Genomic DNA, 16,176 nt, shown 5'->3' with positions numbered 1-16,176 from the left:
ATCGGATCCACGGCTTACCTCCGCCCGGTGAAGAGTGCGCCGGCGATGGCGGCGATGCCGAACACCAGCAGCGTGCCGGTGATGGCCAGGCTGAGGAACTTGGTGGAATTGACGAAGCCCAGCACCACCGCGGCCGACAGGAACGCCAGCCCGACGAACAGCAGCCAGCCGGCCGTATCGGCCGACGATGGTGCTACGCGGCGCTTCACCAGGTTGTTGACGAAGGCGTTGCGGACAAAGAAGAAGACCACCAGCAGGAACAGGAAGATGGCGCCGCCGATGGCGATGTCGCGCGTGGACGTGTCGGTGGCGGGCACCTGCCCGCCGGGGGCGACTTCGATGCCGGTGGTCGCGGCGGAGCCGGTGTCGGCTGGCGGCGCGGTGGACAGCGTGCCGTCGCCCGTGGGTGCCTGGGCGGGTTTGTCGTCCGGGATCCGGAAACCGGGATCGCGCTGGGGTTCGTTGGCTTGCATGGTTATCCTCTGGTTTTCTTATCTGCCAAGGCGCACGTTGGCGCCTTCGCGCACGTTCGCCAGCTGGTGTCCGAACAGGGTGGTGCGCAGCTCGGCGACCTGGTCGCCGGCCGTGTCGTACAGCGGTGTCTTCGCGCCCGCCTTCGTGCGCAGCGTGCGCTGTTCGCCGTCGACGGTGACGACGACCTTGCGGCCGCGCGTCGCCGCCACCGCCAGCGCCCCGGCCGCGGCCAGCAGCGCGAACAGGCCGCCGATCGCGGCGAGCAGCGGGCCGGCACCATATTGCAGCCGCACTTCGACGGGCAGCACGGCGCGCGACCCCTGGATTCTCTCCGGCGGCGTGAAGATGTCCGGCAGCGGATCGCCCGGGAACAGTTCGGCCATCCGCTGCCGGAAGGCCTGCGACAGTTCGAGCCGCTGGTTCGCCAGTTGCACTTCGATCCGCCCCGGGATCACCTGGGCGGAACCGGCCGTCGACAGCGCGGCCAGCGACCACTTGCCCGGCACGTTCGCCACCGGCAGGCTCAGCGTCGATGCCAGCGGCTGCGGCTTGCCGGGGGCCAGGTTGCGCACCGTGTCCGCCTGCAGCGCCACCGGCTTCACTTCGCCGGCCAGCGCGGCCTGCGCGCTGATGTCGGCCGACGTGATCGTGTACGGGTACATCGCGTTCTCCAGGCGCCACGTGATGCGTGCGGAAGGCGTGGAAGCCGCGGCCGGCTTGCCGGCATCGAGTTCGGCACGCAGCCTGCCATCGGGCAGTACGGCGTAGCGCACGCCCGGCGTGTTCTCCACGCGGGCCGGCACGAGGCGCACCGTGTCCTGGTCCAGCGGTTTCAGGCGCGCCGGCGTTTCCGTGATGACCTGCTTCAGGCGGCCGCTGGCCAGCAGCGCATCGAGTTCGCGCGCGCCGCCTTCGTGCACGGCGAACACATACACCATCAGGCCGCCCGCGCTGTACTGGGCACCCTGCACCGGCATCTTCAGCGGGAACGCGAGGGCCTTGCGGATTGCCTTGCCTTCGTGGATCAGCTGGTAGAACTCGCGGTTGCGGCGCGCCGTGGCCTGGTCGTTGTTCGGGCTGTTGCGGTTGTTCGTGAACAGCCATACCAGTCCCGGCTTGCCGGCCAGCGCGCCGTCGATCGCGCCGCCGACCGCTTCGCCCAGGTCGGTATCGGCCATGGCCTTGCCGCCGGGCTTGCGGCCCACTTCCAGCGGCCCGAGCACGTCGCGCAGTTTCTCGCGGTCGGGCTTCCCTTGCTGCGCCAGCAGGGCGCGCGGCGACGGCGCGCCCGGCAAGCCCTGGTTGAACGACGCCAGTACCAGTGCATCGCCGGGCGCCATCGCGGCCTGCACCACTTCGGTCACCAGCGCCTTGTAGGGCGATGCCGGATCCGTATAGAACGGTTCCATCCAGCCGGAGTTCTGCACGAGGAACACGTGCGACGCTGCCTGCGCGGTAACGGCCGGAGACAATGCAAGGGCGGACGCAACGGCGGATGCAAGCACGAACGCCGGCCAGCGCTGCAACCGCGTCACGCCAGGCCCTCCAGCTTCCAGCCACGGATCTCGTTCCACGTGGGATGGTGCAGCCACAGGCTGCCATGCCAGACGAACGGCACGCAGTCGCCCGGGTTCCTCAGCCGGGCGATTTCATCGAGGATCACGTTGTGGCGGCCGATCCATTCGACGAAGGTGCGCGGCAGGATGTCGCCGGCCAGCGCCGCCTCGGCACGGCCCGTGAAGCCGGCAAAGCGCAGCACCAGGCCGGATGGCTGGCCGCGCGTGGCCGATACCGCTTCCAGCAGCGGCAGCACGAGCGCATCGCCGCGCGCCTGGTCTTCCACGTCCTCGACGGACCACGGGTCGTCCTTCACCTGGTGGCCGCGGCGGAACAGCAGCGTGCCGAAGCCCAGCCGCGCGCCGTCGATCGGCTCGACCTGCGGCGCGCCGAGGCCCGCGCCGTCGTCCAGCGCGCGGAACGAATAGTTGGCGCCATCGTTCCCGATCTGCCACAGGCGGCCGTCGCGGCTGCGCGCCGGACCGCCGAACTGCAGGCGCGGCGACCATGGGAACGGCCACGGCAGCCAGCGCGGCGCATGGCCGGGGCGCCACAGCAACTGGCCATCGTCGTGCAGCCAGTACAGCCGGCCGTCGTAGGTGAACGGGCGCGACCAGCCGCCGTGCGGCACGGGCACGGCGGGGTCGACGGATTCGATGTCCAGCACTTCAGGATCGGCACCATCAGCGGCCGCGCTCCACAGCCGCACGCCATCGGGCGTGACGAACGGACAGGCGATGCGACGGCCCACCCCGCCGGGGCTGGCGGCCAGCGGCGCCTGGAACACGGCTTCGGTGCGCCAGCTCTCGGCCAGAGGATTGATCACCAGCCGGAACAGGCCCTGCGTGGTGGGCACGATGCCGAACTCGCCGCGCGACGTGGCGTCACTCGCATCCGCCGGCGGCAGCCACGCATAGGCCGACGCGGTGAAGTGCAGGTCCGCCGAACCTTCGTCGGCGGTGAAGACGTGCCAGCGGGCGCCGGGCGGATCCCAGTACTGCACCACGTTGCGGGTATAGGCCAGTGCGACGAGGCGTTGGGCAGCAAAGCCGAAATCGGCCGCGGCGAACACGCACACGGCGTTCGGCGGCGCCGGTATGCGCCAGTCGGGCCGGCCGACGAACGGTTCCGGTTCGCGCGCCTCCAGCGCATCGCCGAGCGGCATTGCCGTTTGCGGCAAACCGTGCGGCACGTGGCGCGGCAGCGGGGCCGCGCCGGGTGCCGGGGAACCGGTTGCCGGCCCCCACCATGCAGTGTGCCGCGCCGGAACGGCGCGATGCAGTGCCGCGCCGCACTCGGGGCAAAAGGCGAATTCCTGGGGGAAGATCGCCGCGTGCGCGCAGGTGGTGGGCAGCGCGGCGCCCACCAGCAAGGCCACGTCCGTCAGCCGGCCGCGCGCCAGTTCCCAGTCGATGCGTGGCACGCCCTGCACCGCCTCGAGCACGAAGCGCGTGGGCGTTGCCGCATCCTCGCGCCACACGCTGTCCCCGGCCCGCCACCAATCATCCATCGATCCCCCATCCACGATTGCAATCTGTTGCGTCAATCATAACGCATTTGACCAATGTGATAGGACATGGAAGGCGCATGATGCAAACGCCCCGCTCTATGGCGGGGCGTTGATTGCGAGGATTGCTGCCGATGAAGGCCTTGCGTTACCGCTCGGTGTCGAGCGCCGATTTCTTCGGCGGCGGCGGCAGTGCCCACGTGACGCTTTCGCTGGCCGGCGCCGTGTCCAGCGCATCGGAGAACTCCAGCCAGCGTTTCAGGCTGTCCATGCGGCGGATATTGATGCCCTTGCCGCTGATGTAGCCTACCTGTTCGAAGTATTCCAGCTTCGTCGTCATCTTCGACGTGGTCGGCAGGTCGTCCACGAGCCGGGCATATGCCTTGCGCGCCTTCAGCTCCCACTTGGCCAGCGTCGGCTCGTTGAAGCGGTTGCTTTCATAATAGATCGTTACCGTGCGGTCGTGGTTGCCGAAGCCGACCACGGCGGCACCCTTGCGCACCAGTTGCAGTACATCGTCCTTGATGCCCGCCTTCGGCACGAACAGTGCCGCGCGGCCGTCCGCATCGGGGCGCTCCTGCGGGAGATCCTGGCCAAACGTAATGCTCATCTTTGCTCCATGTCTGCGTCGGCCCTGAGGATGTTGCCGAGTGGATATATTCGGCGATTCTACTTGGGCTTGCTGGCCGTCACAAGCAAGTTGCGTCTATACGCGACTTATAATGTGCTCGCCGCAACACTTTGCCGTTTTCCTTTTCAGCTTTGCAAACATGATGACTTTTCCACCATCCGTCCTCGACACTGCCGCCCGCAACGTGGCCGACCTGCTCGCCCATGCGATCGAGCACGGGCCGGCGCACCGGGCACTGGTGGTGTTCGACCGCCGCAGCGAGCTGAACGCCGTGTTGACGGAAGCCTACCGGCGCGCCCTGCCCGGCGGCACGTTCATCGACTTCGACGCGGTGGCCGCCGACGACGTACTCGCCGCCTTTGCCGGACTGGCACCGCGCGACCTCGTGGTGCTGGTCCAGACCACCAGCTTCCGCCTGAACGAATACCGGATCCGCATGGAGCTGTTCCAGCGCGGCCTGAAGGTGATCGAGCACCTGCACCTGTCGCGCATGCCGGGCGAACAGGGTCTCGTCTACATCGATGCGCTGGCCTACGACCCCGCCTACTTCCGCGGCACCGGCCACGCGCTGAAGGCGCGGCTGGACCGCGCGCACGGCGGCGTGGTCGACAGCGGCGATGGTTGCGAACTCGTCTACGCCACGCCGTTCGAGGAAGCCAAGCTCAATATCGGCGATTACTCGGCGATGAAGAACGTGGGCGGCCTGTTCCCCATCGGCGAAGTCTTCACGGAGGCGCGCGACCTGGAAGCGGTGAACGGCCGCGTGCGCGTGTTCGTGTTCGGCGACACGGCGTTCCGCGTCAACCGCCCCGCCGCACCGATCACGATGATCGTCGAGCGGGGCCGCGTGGTCGGCGCGGAAAACAGCACGCCGGCGTTCGACGAGATGCTGGCCATCATCCGCGCCCATGAAGGCGACGTGTGGGTGCGCGAACTGGGCTTCGGCATGAACCGCGCGTTTTCCTTCACGCGCACGGTGGACGACATCGGCACCTATGAGCGGATGTGCGGCGTGCACCTGTCGCTGGGCGCCAAGCACGGGCAGTACCAGAAGCCGCAATTCAAGCGCAAGGATGCGCGGTATCACGTGGATGTGTTCGCCGTGACGGAGGGGGTGTATCTGGATGGCGAGCGGATTTATGCGGAAGGGGCGTGGGTGGCCTGAGCCGCACCCGCACCGCGCCCGGGCGTGCCTTCATGCGCCGGAGGCGATGATGCCACGCCGGATGGCGATGACCACCGCATGCGTCCGGTCGCGGGCACCCAGCTTGGCCAGGATGGCGCGCATGTGCGCCTTGACGGTTTCCTCGGAGATCCCGAGTATCCGGGCCACGCGCTTGTTCGAATTGCCGTCCGCCACGGTGAACAGCACTTCGGCCTCGCGTGCCGACAGGGCTTCGGTATCGATATAGGTTGCGAGCGCCGCGCCGATCTCCGGCGGGATATGGAATTGCCCGTCGTGCACGGCAATGATCGCCTGGAGCAAGTCCGTGCGCAGGCCGCTTTTCAGCAGGTAGCCGGTGGCGCCGGCCTGGATGGCGCGCAGGGGCTGCACGTCGCCTTCGCACGTTGCAAGCACGATGACCCGCGCGCCCGGGAAGATGTCCAGTATCGCGGCGATCGACTCGGGGCCGTTCATCACCGGCATCTGCACGTCCATCAATGTCACGTCGGGCCGGTGCCGCACGAACTGCCGGATGGCCTCGCGCCCGTCGGCGGCCTGGGCGACCACGGCGAAGCGCGCATCGTTCGACAGCACGGCAATGATGCCTTCGCGGAGCAACGGGTGGTCATCGACGACCATCACGCCTATCGGAGGATTGTTTGCCGCACCTTGCATGTCTGCCCCTGTAGCCCACCGGTTTTCCCGGTCGAGAGCGGCGCATCTTACACGCGGTTATGCGAATGTCATTGCCGGGCTGACGGGTCTTCCTCGAATGGGGGGTATGCGCACTGCCAGCATGGGTGGAGGAATCACCCGTGCCTCGCGGCGTCCATCTCATTCATCGTTTGACAGGAAAATATCGCAGGTAACCGGCGATGTCGGATCCGCCGCCTCCGGCCTTGTCCCGGGGATGAACCCTCCCCTCGTTCACCGGCACTTCGTCGAAATCAAATGGGCTGATCCCCTCCAGGCACGCCGCGTTGATGCCATATTGGTCGGGATTGGAGCGGCGCTGGTGATGTGTGTAGATACCGCACCTGGAGCAAAAATAGTGCTTTGCTTCCTTTGTATTGAACTGGTAAAGCGTGAGCCATTCCTCGCCCGCGGTGAACTCGATATCGTGCAGCGCCGCCGACACGGCAACGGCCCCGCGCATGCTGCAATAGGAACAGTTGCAGCGCCGTGCGGTGTTCAGCCCGGCAGCTAGCCGGACACGGAATTTCACCGATCCGCAGTGGCATGCGCCATTGATCTGTTGTGGGTCGCTGTTCATGCTCTCCTTTTCTGCAAGACCGGTTGCGCCGCCATTGCCGACATCCAGATCTCGCTGTCGCCCTCGACCCATGGCAGAGTTCGATAGTGTGCCGGACTCGATTCGTGACGCGGTGCGTCGCACTTCGGGAGCGCTTGATCGAGCATCATATTAATACTGTTTATATTGAATCAACGACCTTCCTTGCTACGGACCGGCATCGTCGAGCCCTGTTCGGCGTTCTTGTGCACAAGCCACGATCCCGTCTCCGGAGTGTAGGTCAGGAAGGGATTGTCCTCCCAGTTTTCAGGAGTGATCGCCACGGGCAGTTCCAACGCCCCGGCCAGCTTTTCGATGAACGACAATACCTGCTCATGCTCCAAAGGTCCGCTTACTTCCTTCGGGCAGATGTCGAGTTCCAGCTGCCATGCCACGAAGTAGTGGCAGTTGACCACCGGGCCACCGAGCAGGATCGACAGCAAATGGCTGCCGTCGCGATTCTGCAGGACTGTTCGCGACCCAGGGAATGGCAGGGGTATCCCGTCAAACGTGTAGGCATGGTCGTAGCGTCCGACCAGCTGGTCGAAGCGGTCCCAGTGTCCATCCTCCGTATCGTGCACATGGATGTCCCGCAGGGAGCCATCGCGCACCCACAGTCCTCCTGAATCCAAATAGCATGGCTTCATGATGCCAGCGCCACATCCCACGGCGGCACCGGCTGATACTCGGCCACGAGAAAATCGATCAGCTTGCGCACCTTCGGCGACAGCCGGCTGCTGGCCGGATACAGCGCGGACAGGTGATTCAGCGGCAATTCCCAATCCGGCAGCACGGCCACCAGCGTGCCGGCCTGCAGTTCGCGCCAGGCGAGGAACGTGGTGCTGTAGACGATGCCGGCGCCCTGCAGCGCCGCATGGTGCAGCACCAGCCCGTTGTTGGACGTGAACGCGGCGTCCACGTGGACGGTGCGGCGCTCCCCTGCCCGCTCGAAGTGCCATGCGGTGCCATCGGTCAGGTGCGAGAAATGCAGGCAGCGATGGCCGGCCAGGTCGCCGGGTTCCTGCGGCATGCCGTGCCGGCGCAGGTAGTCCGGCGTGGCGCACAGCACGGCGCGGCACGGGGCCAGCGGGCGGATCGCCAGCGCACGGCTGTCGGGAATGCCGCCCACGCGGATCGTCAGGTCGAAGCCGTGCGCGATCGGGTCGAGCAACGCATCGTCCACGTGCAGCAGCGGCGTCAGTTGCGGGTGCGGCAGGCTGAAACGGGCCAGCGCGTCGGCCAGCCACGTGACGCCGAAGCTCGACGGGGCCTGGATGCGCAGCGGGCCGGCCAGCGTGTCCCCGGCGTGGGCGACGATGCGGGTCGCTTCCTGCGCCTGCCGCACGGCCGCTTCGCAGGGCGCCAGGTAAGCCTGGCCGGCATCCGTCAGGCTCACGTCGCGCGTGGAACGGTGCAGCAGCCGCACGTTGAGTCGTTCTTCCAGCTGCAGGATATGCTTCGAGACCATCGCGCGCGACAGGCCCAGCCGGCGCGCGGCTTCCGAAAAGCTGCGCTGCCGGGCCACCTCGACGAAGATTTCCATTGCGCGCAGCTGGTCCATCCGTGCATTGTCTGCATTCCGGCGACAATATGTCAACCATTGTCCACCTTTCGGTGAATGACGGGCTTCCGTACAATCGGTGTCATCATCCAATACAAGCAAATCGGAGCATCGCCATGCTGAGCGCAGCGCAACAAGAGCAGTACCAACGCGACGGGTTCCTCGTCATTCCGGGTTTCAAGTCGGCGAAGGAAATCGCCGCGCTGCGCGCCGGTGCCGCGCGCATCGTCGACGCGTTCGACCCGAGCGCCGCCAGCGGCATCTTCACCACGAAGGACCAGGAAAGGAAGTCGGACGAATACTTCCTCCGCTCGGACAACACGGTCCGCTGCTTCTTCGAGGAAGAAGCGTTCGGCCCGGACGGCCGGTTGCGCCAGGCGAAGGAACTGTCGATCAACAAGATCGGCCACGCGATGCACGATCTCGATCCCGCGTTCCGCGCGTTTTCAAGCGACCCGCGCCTGCAGCAGGTGGCCCATGACCTCGGGCTCGCGCAGCCGCAGGTGTGGCAATCGATGTACATCTTCAAGCAGCCCGGCATCGGCGGCGAGGTGCGCTGGCACCAGGATGCGACCTATTTCGAAACGGATCCGATCAGCGTGACCACCTTCTGGTTCGCGCTGGAAGACGCCACGCTGGACAATGGCTGCCTGTGGGCCGAGCCGGGCGGCCACCGCACGCCGCTGCGCGAGCGCTTCGTGCGCAACGGCGACGACATCCGCATGGAAAAGCTGGACGCCACCCCATGGCCGGACGACAGCACCGCCGTGCCGCTCGAATGCAAGGCCGGCGCGCTGGTGTGCTTCCATGGCCTGCTGCCCCACTACAGCGCGCCGAACCGCTCGCCGGTGTCGCGCCATGCATACACGCTGCACGTGACGGACGGGCGCACGGCCTACTCGCCGCAGAACTGGATCCAGCGCGATGCATCGTTCCCGGTGCGGGGTTTCCTGTGACCGAAGCAGCCGTGACGAAAATCCGCATCCTCGCCCCGCAGTGGGGCAATAACGAGCTTGCCGCGCCGGTATTCATCGAGCGCGTGCTGGAAGCGGGCTTCGACGGCATCGAGATGTCGCTGCCCGACGATGGCGCCGAGCGGGAAGACTGGCTGCGCCGCATCGGCGATGCCGGGCTCGATCTCGTCGTGTCGCAATGGCAGACCGTGTTCCACACGGAGTTCCCTGCCCACCGCACAGCCCTGCAGTCGCTGCTGACACAGGCGTGCTCGGTGCGGCCGCTGCTGGTGAACTCGCACACCGGCAAGGATTTCTATACGCCCGAACAGAACGAGGAACTGATCGCGCTGGCCGATGCGATCGCCCGCGAATACCGCGTGCCCATCGTCCACGAGATCCACCGCAGCCGCTTCTCCGGCCACCCGGTGCTGCTGCGCCCCTACCTGGAGCGCCTGCCGGGGCTGCGGCTGACGGCCGACCTGTCGCACTGGTGCGCCGCCTGCGAATCGCTGCTGGAAGACCAGCCGGCCATGCTCGATGCCGTGCTGCCGCGCGTGCGGCACATCCATGCCCGCGTGGGCCACGCGCAAGGCCCGCAGGTGCCGGACTTCCGCGCGCCCGAATACGCCGTCGAGCTGACTGCCCACCTGGCGTGGTGGGACCGCATCGTGGCGCTGCGCCGCGAGGCCGGCGCCCCCATGCTGACGATCACGCCGGAGTTCGGCCCGGCACCCTACACGTTCCGGCTGCCCTACACGCAGCAGCTCGTGGCCGACACATGGGAGCTGAACGTGGCGATGGCGGCCCTGCTGCGCGAGCGCTACGGACGCTGACGCGACGCCCCGCTACGACTCGGTGGAGCGGCTGGACTGACATCGCGGCCGGCCCATTACGGCGGCCTAGCGCCGCAGCGCCAGGTCCAGCACCAGCGCCATCAGCAGCGCGAAGGACACGCCCTTCCAGAACGCCAGCGGGCTGCGCTCGATCAGCGCCGGCCGCGTGCGATCGAGGAAGGCGCGGTTCGGCCGGTGCAGGTCGAACACGAATTCGTCGACATCCTCATGGCGCTTGCCGGGGTCGATCGACACCGCTTTTTCGATTGCCGCGTCGACCCAGGCGGGAATGGCCGGGTCAAGCTCGCGTGCCGGCGTGTACATCAGCTTGCGCTGCGCCGCACGGTTTTTCGCCTGGGGAATCTGCACGCCATACGGCAGCTGGCCGGTCAGCATGTGGTAGGCAAGGACGCCCAGGGAAAAGATGTCGGAACGCACCGTGCCCTGGCCGCCGAGGAAATATTCGGGGGCTGCATACAGTGCCGCGCCCGTGAGCGTGAAGCCTTCGCCGGACGATGGCGCCATCTCCCGCACCCCGGCCACGCTGGCCGAGCCGAAGTCGATGATCTTCGCCGTGCCGGTGCGGTCGACCATCACGTTTTCGGGGCGGATATCCTGGTGCAGCATTTCCAGCCGGTGGAAGGCGCGCAGCCCCTTCGCCACCTGGCCGACGATATCGCGCACCGCATCCAGGTCCGGCTTGCCGCGGTCGCGCAGCCACTGGGCCAGTGTCATGCCTTCGATGTATTCGGTCACCAGGTAGACATAGCTGCGCTGGCGCTCGTGCACGACGGGTTCGCATACATGCGGGCTGACGATGCGCCGCGCGATCCACTCTTCCATCAGGAACCGTTCGAGGTAGGCGGGATCGTCGCGCAGGTCGATCGACGGCGTCTTGATGGCCACCGGTTCGCCGTTGGCCAGGTCGAGCGCCAGGTAGAGGTGGCTGCGGCTGCTGCCGTGCAGCGTGCGCATGATGCGGTAGCCGTCGAATTCGCTACGCGGCTCGAATTGCGGCGGAAACGGCAGCTCGGCCATCTGCTGCAGCAGTTCGCCCGCTTCGTGCGCCTGCAGTGATTCCACCCGTACCAGCTGCACCGTCAGGTTGTCGGCGCTGCCATTGGCCAGCGCGCGCGCGACCAGCAGCCGCGCGGCCTCGTCAAGGTCCGCGCCGGTCGACAGCGCCTCGTGCACTTCGGCGGCGTTTACGTATTCATGCACGCCATCGCTGGCCAGCATGAACAGGTCGCCCGCGTGCAGTGTCACCGTGCGGTAATCGATCTCCAGGTGCGCGTCCACGCCCAGCGCGCGTGCCAGGTAACTTTGCCCGGGCGATACCCAGACACGGTGCTCGACCGTCAACGGCTCCAGCGCGGTCGCGTGGCCGCCGACATGCACGCGGCAGATGCGCGTATCGCCCACGTGGAACAGGTATGCCGTGTTCGACTTGATCACCATCGCCGACAGCGTGCACACATAGCCGCGGTCCTTGTCGTAGCGCCCCTGCCCCTGCTGCGTCTGCGCGTAGAGCCAGGAGTTGGTGGCGGCCAGCACCCGCTCCACCGACGTCTTCACGGACCACGCGTCCGACGTGCAGTAGTAATCCTCGAGGAAGGCCGCCACCGCCGTTTCGCTGGCGATGTGGCTCACGTCGCTGCTGCCAATGCCGTCGGCCACCGCCAGCGCCGCGCCCTTCACGGACAGTTGCGGCTCGCGCGGCACGTGGCTGCCGTGGAAGTCCTGGTTGATCGCCTTGCGGCCAGGGTCCGTGTGCTGGCCGATGGAGAGCGTCAGTCGGGCAGGCATGGTGACGGTGGCAACGGGTCGCAGGGCCGAATCAGTCAGACCCGGATCAGTTGAATGTGCGTTTTGCGCCGGTACGCACGTGCGTGGAGTACAGCGTCAGGCCGGTAAAGGCCAGGCCGCCCACCAGGTTGCCCAGCACGGTCGGGATCTCGTTCCAGATCAGGTAGTCCATCACCGTGAAGTTACCGCCCATCATCATGCCGAACGGGAAAAGGAACATGTTCACCACCGAGTGCTCGAAGGCCATGAAGAAGAACAGCATGATCGGCATCCACATCGCCAGCACCTTGCCGCCCACGGTCGTCGAGACCATCGCGCCCACCACGCCCATCGACACCATCCAGTTGCACAGCATGCCGCGGATGAACAGCGTGAGCATGCCGGCGGCACCGTATTCGGCATAGCCGGTGGTGCGGTTTTCGCCGATGTGCGCCACGGTCTGGGCGATCTTGCCGCCATCGGTGTTGAAGCCGAACGTGAACATGTAGGCCATCAGCACGGCCACGGTGAAGGCGCCCAGGAAGTTACCGACGAAGACGATGCCCCAGTGCTTCAGGATGCGGGGAATCGTCACGCCGGGGCGCCGGTCGATCCAGGCCAGCGGCGTGAGCACGAACACGCCGGTCAGCAGGTCGAAGCCCATCAGGTACAGCATGCAGAAGCCCACCGGGAACAGCAGCGCGCCCACCAGCGGAATGCCGGTGGCGACGGTGCAGCTGACGGCGAACACGGCCGCCAACGCCAGGATCGCGCCGGCCATGTAGGCGCGGATCAGCGCGTCGCGCGTGGCCATGTAGATTTTCGATTCGCCCGCGTCCACCATCTTGGTCACGAATTCGGTTGGCACCAGGTACGCCATGTTTTCCCCCTTAGGTTTTGGTCAGTGAGCTGCGCGCTCTTTATGCAAGGGAGAGCAAGAAGCGGGCCTACTACCCGAGCCTGCTGAACAATGATGCGTAACGGTCAGCTCATGCATTCGGGTGCACGAAAGTGGCCCGCCGCGCCATACCGTGGTGCGCCGCTGCACCAGCCGGGATCGCCATGCGCGATCGCGGAGCACGGTATCGAACAGAGTGGTTTCGGCAGCCGCCAGCCGGCGGGCCATCATGGTGCGAGGACCGGCTATGCTGCGGCGGCGCGCGGTACCGTGCGGGGCAACGTGATCACCACCGTCGTGCCGCTGCCCGGCGTGGATTCCACGCGGATCGCTCCCTTCAGCACCCCGGTCACGATGTTGTAGACGATGTTCATGCCCAGGCCGGACCCGCCCTGCCCCATCTTGGTGGTGAAGAACGGATCGTAGATCTGGTGCAGCGTGCGCCCGCTCATGCCCACGCCATCGTCGGTGAAGCGCAGCTCGGCCATGTCATTGTCCAGCGCACGGGCGGCGATCGCCACCGTGCCGTGCGGGCGGCCGTCGAAGGCATGCAGCAGCGCGTTGTTGATCAGGTTGCTGAGCACCTGGCTGACGCTGCCCGGATAGGAATCGCAGTCCAGGCTGTCGGGCACGTCCACCCGCACATCGCAGCCGGCGCGCCGCAACTGCGCGGCAAACGTGGCCACCGTATCGCGCACCACGCCGCCCAGGCCGAAACGGCGCCGCTGGTCCGATGCCTGGTCCACCGCCACCTGCTTGAACGACGTGATCAGGTCGGCCGCCTTGCCCAGCGACCCGGCGATGATGGCGCATGCCGCCTGCGCATCGGCCAGGTGCGCTTCCAGCGCCGAGCGGCGCAGGCCGGGCCCGTCCAGCTGGCGCTGCAAGTCCGTTACCCGGTCGGCCAGCGCGGTCGCCGTCAGCAGGCTGTTGCCGATCGGGGTGTTCAGTTCATGCGCGATGCCGGCCACCAGCGCGCCCAGCGATGCCATCTTCTCGGATGTGATCAGCGTATCCTGCGCCTGCCGCAGGCGGTCCAGCACGTCGGACAATTCGCGGTGCGCCTGTTCCACCTGGGCCTTCTGCTGCGCCAGCTCGCCCAGGCTGTTCTCGAGCGCGGCCTCGGTGCGGCGGCGGTCGCTGATGTCGCACAGCACCCAGACGCACCCCTTGTCCGGCACCTGCCGGTCCACCATGCGGCCGTTGACGATGCACCACATGCTGCCGCCATCGCGCCGCGTCAGCTCCAGTTCGCGGTGCGTGCGCTGGCCGGAAGAGGCGCACACGAACGGATCCGGCCCGGCCGGTACCAGCGTCGCCGTCGACTTGCCGGCCAGCGTGCCAGACGGATAGCCCAGCATCTCCTCCATGCCGCGGTTGCAGCGGGCGACGCGGCCATCGGCAAACAGGCCGATGCCGACCACGGCGCTGTCCTGCAGCGCCCCCTGTTCTTCCAGCGCGGCACGCAGCGTGTGCGCCAGTGCGCGGCGCCGCTGCAGCGTAACGACCAGTGCGCCGATCAGCGCACTGATCAGGAAACCGCAGGCGGCGATCAGCCAGATCGTTTCACGGTCGCGTCCATAGCGAACGCCATCGTAGCCGGCCACCTGCACCAGCCAGCGCCGCTGACCCACGTCCAGCACCGCCTTCGACTGCAGGCCCGGCACGGTAACGCGTGCTTCTCGCGCGCCGCCCAGCTTGCCGGCGCTGTCGAACAGCAGGCCGTCCAGCGCCGGTTCGAGCGCCGCACCCTCATGCAGGTAGCCGGTGTCGTGGATCACCACCTGCAGGTGGCGCAGCATGGGCGGATCGATGACTTCGCGCATCAGGTCGGTGACGCGGAACACGATCGCCACGAAGCCCACCAGTGCCGCGCGGCGTTCTTCCACCGTGGCGACCGGCACGTTCTTGCGGTAGACCGGCAGGCGGGCGATGAAGCCGGGCTGGCCGCTGGCGTCCTGCACCAGCGTGATGCGCTCGGTGGCCACCAGCTCGCCCGTGTCGCGCCCGAATTCCAGCGCGCGCAGGTGGGCGGGCAGCGCGGCAAGGTCCAGCCCGAAGGCGTTTTCGTTGCCCGCCATCGGTTCGGTGTAGACGATCGGATAATGCTCGTCCCGCACGATCGACGGGTGGATGCGGTAGCCGGGATACCCGCCCGGCACGATGCTGGTATCGGCGCGCACGGTGGCCACGTGCCGGGCCAGGTCTTCCTCGCGCACGCGCAGCGACCACTGGATCGCCTGGAAGCCGGGATAGCGCTCGGCCAGGTCAAGCTCGGTCACGTAACGGTGGAAGTCGGCGCGGCTCACCTGCTCGTGCACGGCAAACGTGCCGCGGATCGCCAGCAGCGTGTCGAAATAGGTTTCCAGGCGCGCCTGGGTATCGCGCACGACCTTGTCCGCGTCGTAGCCGAAGCGGTCGGCAATCAGGCGGTCCTGCGTTTGCATCGCGAACAGGCATGCCCAGGCGGTAAGGCAGATCCCGACGGCGAAGGCCAGGTAACCGTGTGCACGCATGTCGTCCCCTGCTTGTGCTTATTTTATGCAAGCGACTATAGCATGGGGGCTCGTGCTGGCCGGACAGCAAGGCATGGGTGTCCGGCCACGGCGGGATGGCCTGGAACGGTCCTGGAAAAGGTCGTGGAAAAGGTCGTGAAACGCCGAAGCGCAGGCAAAAAGCGCCAGTGGGCCACCAGGTGAAAAATAAAGGCGCTGTCAGCGTTAGATCTGCGAACTAATCGAACCGGACACTGTCTTACTCTTCGTTGAGGTAACTCATGCCGAGGAGGGGCGATGGACACCGCGAGCTTTGCCGGGCTGTTCGACATACTGCGCCGTGAATCATTGAGCGATCAGCAGGCGGACAGCTTGCGGGCCTGGCTCGACACGCTGTCGTCGTGTACGAACTGTTTCCTGCTGATCGAGCAAGCAGCTGGCCGCGGGCCCTGTCCGCGTTGTGGCTGTCCCCGCCAGCACCGCTGCGGCAGCGCAAACGGGCTGCAACGCTATCGGTGCCTCCAGTGCGGCCGCAGTTACAACGCGCTGACCGGCACGCCGCTGGCGCGCTTGCGCCAGCGCGAAAAATGGCTGCCCTATTTCACGTGCCTGCTCGATTCGCGCACCGTGCGCGCGGCGGCCGAACAGGTCGACGTCGCCCGCTCGACGAGTTTTCGCTGGCGTCACCGGTTCATTGCCGGGGTGCGGCGCGAGCGCCCGGCAATGCTGTCGGGCATGGTCGAAGCCGACGAGACCTACCTGCTGGAATCGCAGAAGGGCTCGCGGCACCTGGACCGGCCGGCGCGGCGCCGGGGCGGCAAGGCAAAGCGGCGCGGTATCAGCCGGGAGCTCGACTGCATTCTTGTTGCCCGGGACCGGAATAAAACGACGCATGAATTCGTCGTGGGGCGCGGACCAGTCAGCGCAAGCCAGCTGACACAGCACCTGCGGCCGGTATTGAGTCCCGATGTGCTGCTGATCAGCGATGCGGCGAAGGCCTACCAGGCATTTGCGCACGCTGCC

General features: G+C 66.9%; 15 protein-coding genes. 4 read left to right on the top strand and 11 right to left on the bottom strand.

All coding sequences use genetic code 11. The features are described from left to right. Positions 1-14 precede the first annotated feature (14 nt). The 4 genes from ACY65G_RS23955 to ACY65G_RS23940 form a co-directional block, all read right to left on the bottom strand. Positions 15-473, bottom strand: a complete 459-nt coding sequence (locus tag ACY65G_RS23955; RefSeq protein WP_464999801.1) for a hypothetical protein — start codon at positions 471-473, stop codon at positions 15-17. Between the two features lie 18 nt (positions 474-491). After that, a complete protein-coding gene (locus tag ACY65G_RS23950) occupies positions 492-2,048 on the bottom strand; it encodes a hypothetical protein (RefSeq protein ID WP_464999800.1) in 1,557 nt (518 codons plus the stop codon). Next, positions 2,006-3,541 (bottom strand): hypothetical protein, encoded by a 1,536-nt coding sequence (locus tag ACY65G_RS23945; RefSeq protein ID WP_464999799.1) that lies wholly within the window; start codon positions 3,539-3,541, stop codon positions 2,006-2,008. The genes ACY65G_RS23950 and ACY65G_RS23945 overlap by 43 nt, the downstream gene beginning before the upstream one ends. 145 nt (positions 3,542-3,686) lie before the next feature. Beyond that, positions 3,687-4,148, bottom strand: coding sequence for a hypothetical protein (locus tag ACY65G_RS23940; protein ID WP_464999798.1), 462 nt, complete (start codon positions 4,146-4,148; stop codon positions 3,687-3,689). A gap of 160 nt (positions 4,149-4,308) precedes the next feature. Between ACY65G_RS23940 and ACY65G_RS23935 the strand changes: the two genes are divergently transcribed. Beyond that, positions 4,309-5,334, top strand: coding sequence for a M29 family metallopeptidase (locus ACY65G_RS23935; protein WP_464999797.1), 1,026 nt, complete (start codon positions 4,309-4,311; stop codon positions 5,332-5,334). Positions 5,335-5,364: 30 nt separating this feature from the next. Here ACY65G_RS23935 and ACY65G_RS23930 read toward each other — a convergent pair whose 3' ends face one another. The 4 genes from ACY65G_RS23930 to ACY65G_RS23915 all read right to left on the bottom strand — a co-directional run bounded on the left by ACY65G_RS23930 (position 5,365) and on the right by ACY65G_RS23915 (position 8,186). Continuing rightward, a complete protein-coding gene (locus ACY65G_RS23930) occupies positions 5,365-5,973 on the bottom strand; it encodes a response regulator (RefSeq protein WP_464999796.1) in 609 nt (202 codons plus the stop codon). 199 nt (positions 5,974-6,172) lie between these two features. Next, positions 6,173-6,607 carry a GFA family protein gene (locus ACY65G_RS23925; protein ID WP_464999795.1) on the bottom strand — a complete coding sequence of 145 codons (435 nt, stop codon included), beginning with the start codon at positions 6,605-6,607 and terminating at the stop codon, positions 6,173-6,175. Positions 6,608-6,777: 170 nt separating this feature from the next. Continuing rightward, the gene (locus tag ACY65G_RS23920; protein WP_464999794.1) at positions 6,778-7,272 is read right to left on the bottom strand and encodes a hypothetical protein; all 495 of its coding nucleotides are present in this window, start codon (positions 7,270-7,272) and stop codon (positions 6,778-6,780) included. Next, positions 7,269-8,186: a LysR family transcriptional regulator gene (locus ACY65G_RS23915; protein ID WP_464999793.1), complete on the bottom strand. Its 918-nt coding sequence runs from the start codon at positions 8,184-8,186 to the stop codon at positions 7,269-7,271. The genes ACY65G_RS23920 and ACY65G_RS23915 overlap by 4 nt, the downstream gene beginning before the upstream one ends. Positions 8,187-8,302: 116 nt before the next feature. Between ACY65G_RS23915 and ACY65G_RS23910 the strand changes: the two genes are divergently transcribed. Beyond that, positions 8,303-9,142 (top strand): phytanoyl-CoA dioxygenase family protein, encoded by an 840-nt coding sequence (locus ACY65G_RS23910; RefSeq protein WP_464999792.1) that lies wholly within the window; start codon positions 8,303-8,305, stop codon positions 9,140-9,142. A gap of 11 nt (positions 9,143-9,153) precedes the next feature. After that, positions 9,154-9,975: a sugar phosphate isomerase/epimerase family protein gene (locus ACY65G_RS23905; protein WP_464999791.1), complete on the top strand. Its 822-nt coding sequence runs from the start codon at positions 9,154-9,156 to the stop codon at positions 9,973-9,975. Between the two features lie 66 nt (positions 9,976-10,041). Here the strand turns inward: ACY65G_RS23905 and ACY65G_RS23900 are convergent, their stop codons facing one another. The 3 genes from ACY65G_RS23900 to ACY65G_RS23890 all read right to left on the bottom strand — a co-directional run bounded on the left by ACY65G_RS23900 (position 10,042) and on the right by ACY65G_RS23890 (position 15,174). Next, positions 10,042-11,781 carry a protein kinase domain-containing protein gene (locus tag ACY65G_RS23900; protein WP_464999790.1) on the bottom strand — a complete coding sequence of 580 codons (1,740 nt, stop codon included), beginning with the start codon at positions 11,779-11,781 and terminating at the stop codon, positions 10,042-10,044. Between the two features lie 46 nt (positions 11,782-11,827). Continuing rightward, complete coding sequence (locus ACY65G_RS23895; protein WP_464999789.1) at positions 11,828-12,640, bottom strand: formate/nitrite transporter family protein; 813 nt, start codon at positions 12,638-12,640, stop codon at positions 11,828-11,830. 263 nt (positions 12,641-12,903) lie between these two features. Further along, the gene (locus ACY65G_RS23890; RefSeq protein ID WP_464999788.1) at positions 12,904-15,174 is read right to left on the bottom strand and encodes a CHASE domain-containing protein; all 2,271 of its coding nucleotides are present in this window, start codon (positions 15,172-15,174) and stop codon (positions 12,904-12,906) included. A 276-nt stretch (positions 15,175-15,450) separates the two neighbouring features. Between ACY65G_RS23890 and ACY65G_RS23885 the strand changes: the two genes are divergently transcribed. After that, the coding region (locus ACY65G_RS23885; protein WP_464999787.1) for an IS1595 family transposase at positions 15,451-16,176 on the top strand (726 nt) is incomplete at its 3' end.

The organism is Pseudoduganella sp. jia 12 (assembly GCF_055502675.1).
This window is presented reverse-complemented; position numbering and strand designations above follow the sequence as displayed.

Bases quoted from the DNA above. Each gene is read 5' to 3' on its own strand.
- ACY65G_RS23940 (WP_464999798.1), bottom strand. From the start codon at position 4,148: ATGAGCATTACGTTTGGCCAGGATCTCCCGCAGGAGCGCCCCGATGCG.
- ACY65G_RS23915 (WP_464999793.1), bottom strand. From the start codon at position 8,186: ATGGACCAGCTGCGCGCAATGGAAATCTTCGTCGAGGTGGCCCGGCAG.
- ACY65G_RS23945 (WP_464999799.1), bottom strand. From the start codon at position 3,541: ATGGATGATTGGTGGCGGGCCGGGGACAGCGTGTGGCGCGAGGATGCG.
- ACY65G_RS23930 (WP_464999796.1), bottom strand. From the start codon at position 5,973: ATGGTCGTCGATGACCACCCGTTGCTCCGCGAAGGCATCATTGCCGTG.
- ACY65G_RS23925 (WP_464999795.1), bottom strand. From the start codon at position 6,607: ATGAACAGCGACCCACAACAGATCAATGGCGCATGCCACTGCGGATCG.
- ACY65G_RS23955 (WP_464999801.1), bottom strand. From the start codon at position 473: ATGCAAGCCAACGAACCCCAGCGCGATCCCGGTTTCCGGATCCCGGAC.
- ACY65G_RS23935 (WP_464999797.1), top strand. From the start codon at position 4,309: ATGATGACTTTTCCACCATCCGTCCTCGACACTGCCGCCCGCAACGTG.
- ACY65G_RS23920 (WP_464999794.1), bottom strand. From the start codon at position 7,272: ATGAAGCCATGCTATTTGGATTCAGGAGGACTGTGGGTGCGCGATGGC.
- ACY65G_RS23895 (WP_464999789.1), bottom strand. From the start codon at position 12,640: ATGGCGTACCTGGTGCCAACCGAATTCGTGACCAAGATGGTGGACGCG.
- ACY65G_RS23890 (WP_464999788.1), bottom strand. From the start codon at position 15,174: ATGCGTGCACACGGTTACCTGGCCTTCGCCGTCGGGATCTGCCTTACC.
- ACY65G_RS23910 (WP_464999792.1), top strand. From the start codon at position 8,303: ATGCTGAGCGCAGCGCAACAAGAGCAGTACCAACGCGACGGGTTCCTC.
- ACY65G_RS23900 (WP_464999790.1), bottom strand. From the start codon at position 11,781: ATGCCTGCCCGACTGACGCTCTCCATCGGCCAGCACACGGACCCTGGC.